We start from the raw sequence: 6,625 nt of genomic DNA, 5'->3' as shown, positions 1-6,625 counted from the left end.
CTAACAAGCGACTGTGGTAGAAAATCAATACCTGAAACGCAAATTTAGTTAGCTTGCCACTCGCAGTTATCCCGCACCATGGCGTTTAAAATCGTCATCATTTTTCGCATGCAGGCCGTAAGTGCAACTTTCTTGTGCTTACCCTGCTCAACGAGCTTTTTGTAAAATTTCTTCATCACTGGATTACACTGAATCGCGCTCAGCATCGCCATGTATAACACCGTTCTAATCGGTGCCCGACCACCTTTGATTCTACGTCGTCCTTTCATCATGCCGCTGTCGCGATTAAATGGAGCCAAACCACAAAGCGCTGCTATTTTGCGTGGTGACAGTTGGCCTAGCTCAGGTAACTCTCCCAATAGCGTGAACGTAACACCATCGCCCACACCTGGCACTGAGCTTAGAATCTCATAAGTACGCTGCCACTCAGTAACTTCACCAATGGCTTTGGCGAGTAACTTGTTGATGCTTTCAATTTCTTTATCGAGCACTTTCAGCAAGCGCTTATGGGTTGCTGCAAGAATCGCAGGCGCTTTGTGCTGACGATTTAATTCCTGGGTTCGCATCTCATTCAGTTGGCGCTTGCGTGAGAGTAAATCCCTGATATAGCGTACTTTTTTACTATTGAGAGGCCTTGGCTCCGGTTTTAATATGGCACCAAATTGTGCGATGAGCCGCGAATCAATTTTATCGGTTTTGACAAAAACACCCTGTGCTTTGCCAAACTGACGAACTTGGGTTGGCTGGACAATAATTACCGGCAATTCCTTTTCAGCGCAGGCTTCCACCAAACCTCTTTCGTAACCGCCGGTCGCCTCAACCAAAATGCGAGTGAGGTTATAACGCGATAGTTTTTTAATTAATTCACGAATCCCTTCCGTGGTATTGGGATATTGCAAATAAACATCGAGCTCGAAAATACAAATATCCAGCGTGCTTTTTCCGATGTCGATTCCTACATTTCTTTCACTGCGATCAATGTGTGCGGCGGTAGTTGTATTCATAACTCACCCTTGCTACATTCGGGCTCGGAGCCCATTCGACTGTTCGAGTTAAAAGTAGAATCAGCAAGGTGCCCACGCTTGTTAACGGGCTAGATTACTCTGCGCCAGTGCTGCACCGGGCTACCTTGCTGAATACCTGTTGCTGCAGGTATGGGCTCCACCTTATCGCGTTAAGAATGATAAGAAAACTGATGAAATCAATCATACAAGTCGTTGCAGCACTGCTCCGGCACTACGTGCCTGCGCTGGACAGTTTTTAAGTCGCGGTTTTATGGTTTTGCTGCGCAAAAGTGTTCCATAAAACCACAACTTAAAAACTGCCGCTGAACTCGGCGTTAGGCAGAAATAGGAATTCTATCGTGACGAAAAGAGAGTTTGATGAATTTAAAGAATCGGACTGCCCGTGTGGCAACGGTCAAATTACGCGTCATGTAGAGTCAACTGATTATCGTTTTACGAGCGTACACATAACCTACTCTTTAGATTGTATTATATGTAAAAACATATGGAGGTTAGACCATGGTACTCTGGTTCACAAAGAAAGTGAGGCACCATACCTGGCAGCAAAAGAAGAATATTATCGCATCAACAGTAACTTACATGAATTAGCGAAGCAACTTATAAAGTTTTACTTCGAACACATTTCATTTAAATCAAAAAAGGCAGAGTTAGAACATCTGCAAGAAATAGGCATATGCAATCTAAGCTACGCATCTTTCACAAAAGCCCGTCGTGAAGGAAAGCCTATCTCTGAAATAGCATACCCACTTAATAATAAAGAACTACTAATGAGTATGGCGCTCGAACGTGGTTGCAATGCTGAATTTTCTAACTTGGTGCAGTTATCTCAAGAGCTAAATGTTCAATCAGAAAATGCTTATAGAAAAATTATCCGAAGAAGTCTTCGCTAGGTAATGCCTAACAAGCGACTGTGGTAGAAAATCAATACCTGAAACGCAAATTTAGTTAGCTTGCCACTCGCAGTTATCCCGCACCATGGCGTTTAAAATCGTCATCATTTTTCGCATGCAGGCCGTAAGTGCAACTTTCTTGTGCTTACCCTGCTCAACGAGCTTTTTGTAAAATTTCTTCATCACTGGATTACACTGAATCGCGCTCAGCATCGCCATGTATAACACCGTTCTAATCGGTGCCCGACCACCTTTGATTCTACGTCGTCCTTTCATCATGCCGCTGTCGCGATTAAATGGAGCCAAACCACAAAGCGCTGCTATTTTGCGTGGTGACAGTTGGCCTAGCTCAGGTAACTCTCCCAATAGCGTGAACGTAACACCATCGCCCACACCTGGCACTGAGCTTAGAATCTCATAAGTACGCTGCCACTCAGTAACTTCACCAATGGCTTTGGCGAGTAACTTGTTGATGCTTTCAATTTCTTTATCGAGCACTTTCAGCAAGCGCTTATGGGTTGCTGCAAGAATCGCAGGCGCTTTGTGCTGACGATTTAATTCCTGGGTTCGCATCTCATTCAGTTGGCGCTTGCGTGAGAGTAAATCCCTGATATAGCGTACTTTTTTACTATTGAGAGGCCTTGGCTCCGGTTTTAATATGGCACCAAATTGTGCGATGAGCCGCGAATCAATTTTATCGGTTTTGACAAAAACACCCTGTGCTTTGCCAAACTGACGAACTTGGGTTGGCTGGACAATAATTACCGGCAATTCCTTTTCAGCGCAGGCTTCCACCAAACCTCTTTCGTAACCGCCGGTCGCCTCAACCAAAATGCGAGTGAGGTTATAACGCGATAGTTTTTTAATTAATTCACGAATCCCTTCCGTGGTATTGGGATATTGCAAATAAACATCGAGCTCGAAAATACAAATATCCAGCGTGCTTTTTCCGATGTCGATTCCTACATTTCTTTCACTGCGATCAATGTGTGCGGCGGTAGTTGTATTCATAACTCACCCTTGCTACATTCGGGCTCGGAGCCCATTCGACTGTTCGAGTTAAAAGTAGAATCAGCAAGGTGCCCACGCTTGTTAACGGGCTAGATTACTCTGCGCCAGTGCTGCACCGGGCTACCTTGCTGAATACCTGTTGCTGCAGGTATGGGCTCCACCTTATCGCGTTAAGAATGATAAGAAAACTGATGAAATCAATCATACAAGGCGTTGCAGCACGCAAGCTTCGCTTGCTGGACAGTTTGTAAGTCGCAGTTTTGTGGTTTTGCTGCGCAAAAGTATTCCACAAAACCACAACTTACAAACTGCCGCTGAACTTGGCGTTATGTTGAGCATTGATTTGGTTTGTGCGAACTTCAAGCAAAGGAATAAATGAAAAAATTAACCTTCATTGTTTTATTGGTAATCGCAATATCGGTATCTATACTTAATCTAAAAAGCATGAATAGTGTTTTCTCCTTCTACGCACTAAAAACTGCTTTATGGGGGCTTTGTCCTTGGTTGTATTTGGCGTTCATTTGCTTCTTTTTAAGTAACCCGAGAACACTTGTATCAATATTTTGTGTAGCTGTCATTTTTGGTGGCTTGGGAGTTGGCATTATGATTGATACATTATTTATTCATCCCGATGCACAAGGTGGCTTAGTTTTTCTTTTTATTCCGCTGTGGCAGTTAGTTCTGTTTGTGTTTATAACACCTTTACTGCTCATTTTTGCAAATAAAAAAACATAACAAGGTGTTCCAACACCGTTCCGGCGCTGCGCGCCTCCACTCGACAGTTTGTAAGTAGCGCATTTAGCGAATTGCTGCGCAAAGTTTATCGCAATGCGCTACTTACAAACTGCGGTTGAACACAACGTTATGTTTCACTAGGAAAGTCGAAATGTCCGAAGATGATCTAAGCAAAGAAGCTAATATCAAAATTCCCGTGGGTCACCTACTTGCTGTATGGGGAATCCTGTCCGAAAAGTTATCTAGTTCCCCAATAAAAGATTCGTTTACCGAAGAGGAAAAAAGAGCAATTTGGGGTCTAGAAGACTTGTGTGAAAGGGAGCTTATTAATCAGGGCTATTCTTCTCGCCCTGAAAAAGATTGGAATCAACTAATGGCTAAAGCAACCGAATTTGTTAAAAATATACCAGTTGATTGCTTAGATTAAATTCAATCGAAAATAGGTCACAAAAACATAACAAGCGGTTCCAACGCCGCTCCAGCGCTTCGCGCTTACGCTCGACAGTTTGTAAGCAGCGCATTTAGCGAATCGCTGCGCGAAGTTTATCGTAAATGCGCCGCTTACAAACTGCGGTTGAACCGAACGTTATGTTCTCAAGGTGGCGAATGAAACTTAATCTGCTAGTTTTGCGATGTACAAACATAGAGATTTCCAAGAATTTCTATGAGCTGCTTGGTTTAAAATTTGTGAAAGAAAAGCATGGCAAAGGGGTTGAGCACTATGCTACTTGCATAGAAGATTTGGTGTTTGAAATTTACCCATTAAATTTAGGTGAAACCCCATGCAATACTAGGCTGGGCTTTTCCGTTCAATCTCTTGAATCTTTGCTTGAGCGCATCCAATTTCATGGCCAGTATGAATTTAATGGAAAAACTATTTATATTCTTTTAGACCCAGACGGTAGAAAAATAGAAATTTCCTAGTTAATCCTAATATCAATCGTTTGTATAAATTAGTTGTTTGGCTTAAAACAATAAAGCAAACATAACAAGGCGCAGCAACACGCCACTACGTGGCTGGACAGTTTGTAAGTCGCGCTTATGTGGTTTTGCTTCGCAAAAGTATTCCACAACGCGCAACTTACAAACTGCCGTTGTGCTTAACGTTATAAAGCGCGGCCTTTTTGGTTGTCGGTTTTTGAAAGTAAGTGCGCTGTAGCAACTAAGTTACTAAGCGAGTTTTGGTAGAAACGTAGTTCCGTTAGAATCTCTGGAATAGTTCGAATGGGCGCTTTCTGCACTTGGCAGCAGGTGCTTTAAAGTAAATTGCGGCATGGTTCTGCAAATCGCTAGTGAAGTTTGTGCGGGCTGGAATATTTTAGGTCGTGCCAAGTTTTACCCAATTGGCGTAGTTTTATAACAAAGTATTCAAATCCGTTACGCTACGCTCCACCGGACATAATTTAAGTCGCTCTTTTGTGGTTTTGCTTCGCAAAAAGTTTCCACAAAAGCCCGCCTTAAATTCTGCCGTTTAATACAACGTTAGAGTAATCGTATGAAAAAAATAATTGCAATTCTGGGGCTATCTTCTTTTTTCGGTTTAGCTGAGGCTTCTCAATTTTCCGCAGGGCAAGTATGGAGCTATAAAAATCGTATCGGAGAGGAAGGATCTACAGTATTAATTAATAAAGTTGAAAGCCATCCTAAGCTTGGAAAAATTTTTCATGTCAGTATTTTTGGCGTTAAAGTTAAAAACTCTAGAATTGCTGGTGGTATATCAACTGACTTACCTCATTTCCCTGTTTCAGAAGAAACATTGAATAAAAGTGTAGTCAAGCTCATCGGTAAGAAAGAACCAAATCCAGAATATTTAAACGGTTACAACGTTTGGAAAGATGCCTTTGACAACGGTGAGGCCGGAATATTTACAATCACCTTAGCAGAAATTGTTGGGGTTGTAGAAGAAAGTATTAACCCAAAAAAGTAAACTCTAACAAGTCGTTGCAGCACTGCTCCGGCACTACGTGCCTGCGCTGGACAGTTTTTAAGTCGCGGTTTTATGGTTTTGCTGCGCAAAAGTGTTCCATAAAACCACAACTTAAAAACTGCCGCTGAACTCGGCGTTACATGAGAAGGGAGAAATAAATGGGGTTATGGTTGTGGGGCGCTGTTATTGGTATTTTTTTATACTCCTTTCTGTCTGCGTATGAGGCATTTCGTTGTCCCATTCTCTCGCAAGAAACCAAGCTCCATTTAATGCTTTTATGCCTCATAATTCCAATAATTGGCCCATACTTATCAAATAAAAAGCTTGGCTTTAAAATCACTGAGGAAGGGCGAACAGATTTACTATTAGAGCTGCCTTTTTACGTCACTCTTTGCCTTCCATCGGGAATCAAGAATCCAGAATCGAGTGACGATATAGACTAGGTTCGTAAAAATAGTTGTGGTGGTTTGCACTGGTAGGCAAAGCAAAAACTTCCTTTTGCTTCGGCAAATTCACCGCAAAAAATATTATCATGTAACAAGGCATTGCACCTGACGAATTGTAAGTAGCGCTTTTGCAATATCGCTACGCTAAGTTTATCGCAACGCGCTACTTACAATCCGCAGGTGAACGCAACGTTATGAAGGCTATATGTTTAAACAACTTCAAATAAACTTGGCGAAAACAAATTTACTTAAACCAAAGTATTATACGCTTACGTCTTCAATAGGGTTGGCAGGCGTATTTGTTGGTTTGGCGTTGGGTATTGTTTTACTTCTCTCGCTTGCAAAAGCAAATGGAATTGATACTGAGGCAACTGTTACCGGTGGCTTGAATAAAGCCATAATGCTATTTTCTGTTGTTTTTGGTTTGAGTTTTTCTATTTATATAGGTTGCGTTATCGTTGCAGGCCTCTTCAGCGTGGTAATGCTTATTTTAAATAAATTTACTATTAAGCAAGCTGTTGGTTATACATTTTTATCTTCATTTCCAGACGACTGGCTTAAAGAAAATTCATAACAAATCGCTGCAGCGCC

8 protein-coding genes are annotated in these 6,625 nt (G+C 42.0%); 6 read left to right on the top strand and 2 right to left on the bottom strand.

What is annotated here, in order from left to right; translation table 11 throughout:
* Positions 1-44: 44 nt before the first annotated feature.
* Positions 45-1,004, bottom strand: coding sequence for an IS110 family RNA-guided transposase (locus VC28_RS12930; protein ID WP_049628929.1), 960 nt, complete (start codon positions 1,002-1,004; stop codon positions 45-47).
* Positions 1,005-1,363: 359 nt separating this feature from the next.
* Between VC28_RS12930 and VC28_RS12925 the strand changes: the two genes are divergently transcribed.
* A complete protein-coding gene (locus tag VC28_RS12925) occupies positions 1,364-1,915 on the top strand; it encodes a hypothetical protein (protein ID WP_049631005.1) in 552 nt (183 codons plus the stop codon).
* Between the two features lie 51 nt (positions 1,916-1,966).
* On the opposite strand, the gene VC28_RS12920 is transcribed toward VC28_RS12925, so the two are convergent.
* Positions 1,967-2,926: an IS110 family RNA-guided transposase gene (locus VC28_RS12920; RefSeq protein WP_049628929.1), complete on the bottom strand. Its 960-nt coding sequence runs from the start codon at positions 2,924-2,926 to the stop codon at positions 1,967-1,969.
* Between the two features lie 375 nt (positions 2,927-3,301).
* Here VC28_RS12920 and VC28_RS12910 point away from each other — a divergent pair, with 375 nt between their 5' ends.
* The 5 genes from VC28_RS12910 (at position 3,302) to VC28_RS12885 (ending at position 6,608) form a co-directional block, all read left to right on the top strand.
* Positions 3,302-3,661 carry a hypothetical protein gene (locus tag VC28_RS12910; protein ID WP_049631003.1) on the top strand — a complete coding sequence of 120 codons (360 nt, stop codon included), beginning with the start codon at positions 3,302-3,304 and terminating at the stop codon, positions 3,659-3,661.
* Positions 3,662-3,812: 151 nt separating this feature from the next.
* Complete coding sequence (locus tag VC28_RS12905) at positions 3,813-4,088, top strand: hypothetical protein (RefSeq protein ID WP_049631002.1); 276 nt, start codon at positions 3,813-3,815, stop codon at positions 4,086-4,088.
* Between the two features lie 179 nt (positions 4,089-4,267).
* Complete coding sequence (locus VC28_RS12900) at positions 4,268-4,585, top strand: VOC family protein (protein WP_049631001.1); 318 nt, start codon at positions 4,268-4,270, stop codon at positions 4,583-4,585.
* 571 nt (positions 4,586-5,156) lie between these two features.
* Positions 5,157-5,588 (top strand): hypothetical protein, encoded by a 432-nt coding sequence (locus VC28_RS12895; RefSeq protein WP_049631000.1) that lies wholly within the window; start codon positions 5,157-5,159, stop codon positions 5,586-5,588.
* Positions 5,589-6,239: 651 nt separating this feature from the next.
* A complete protein-coding gene (locus VC28_RS12885) occupies positions 6,240-6,608 on the top strand; it encodes a hypothetical protein (RefSeq protein ID WP_049630987.1) in 369 nt (122 codons plus the stop codon).
* The last annotated feature ends 17 nt before the right edge of the window (positions 6,609-6,625 follow it).

Origin of the sequence: Cellvibrio sp. pealriver, from assembly GCF_001183545.1 — a bacterium.
Lineage (GTDB): Bacteria > Pseudomonadota > Gammaproteobacteria > Pseudomonadales > Cellvibrionaceae > Cellvibrio.
The sequence above is the reverse complement of the archived record's forward strand: the minus strand, read 5'-3'. Positions and strand labels throughout refer to the sequence as shown.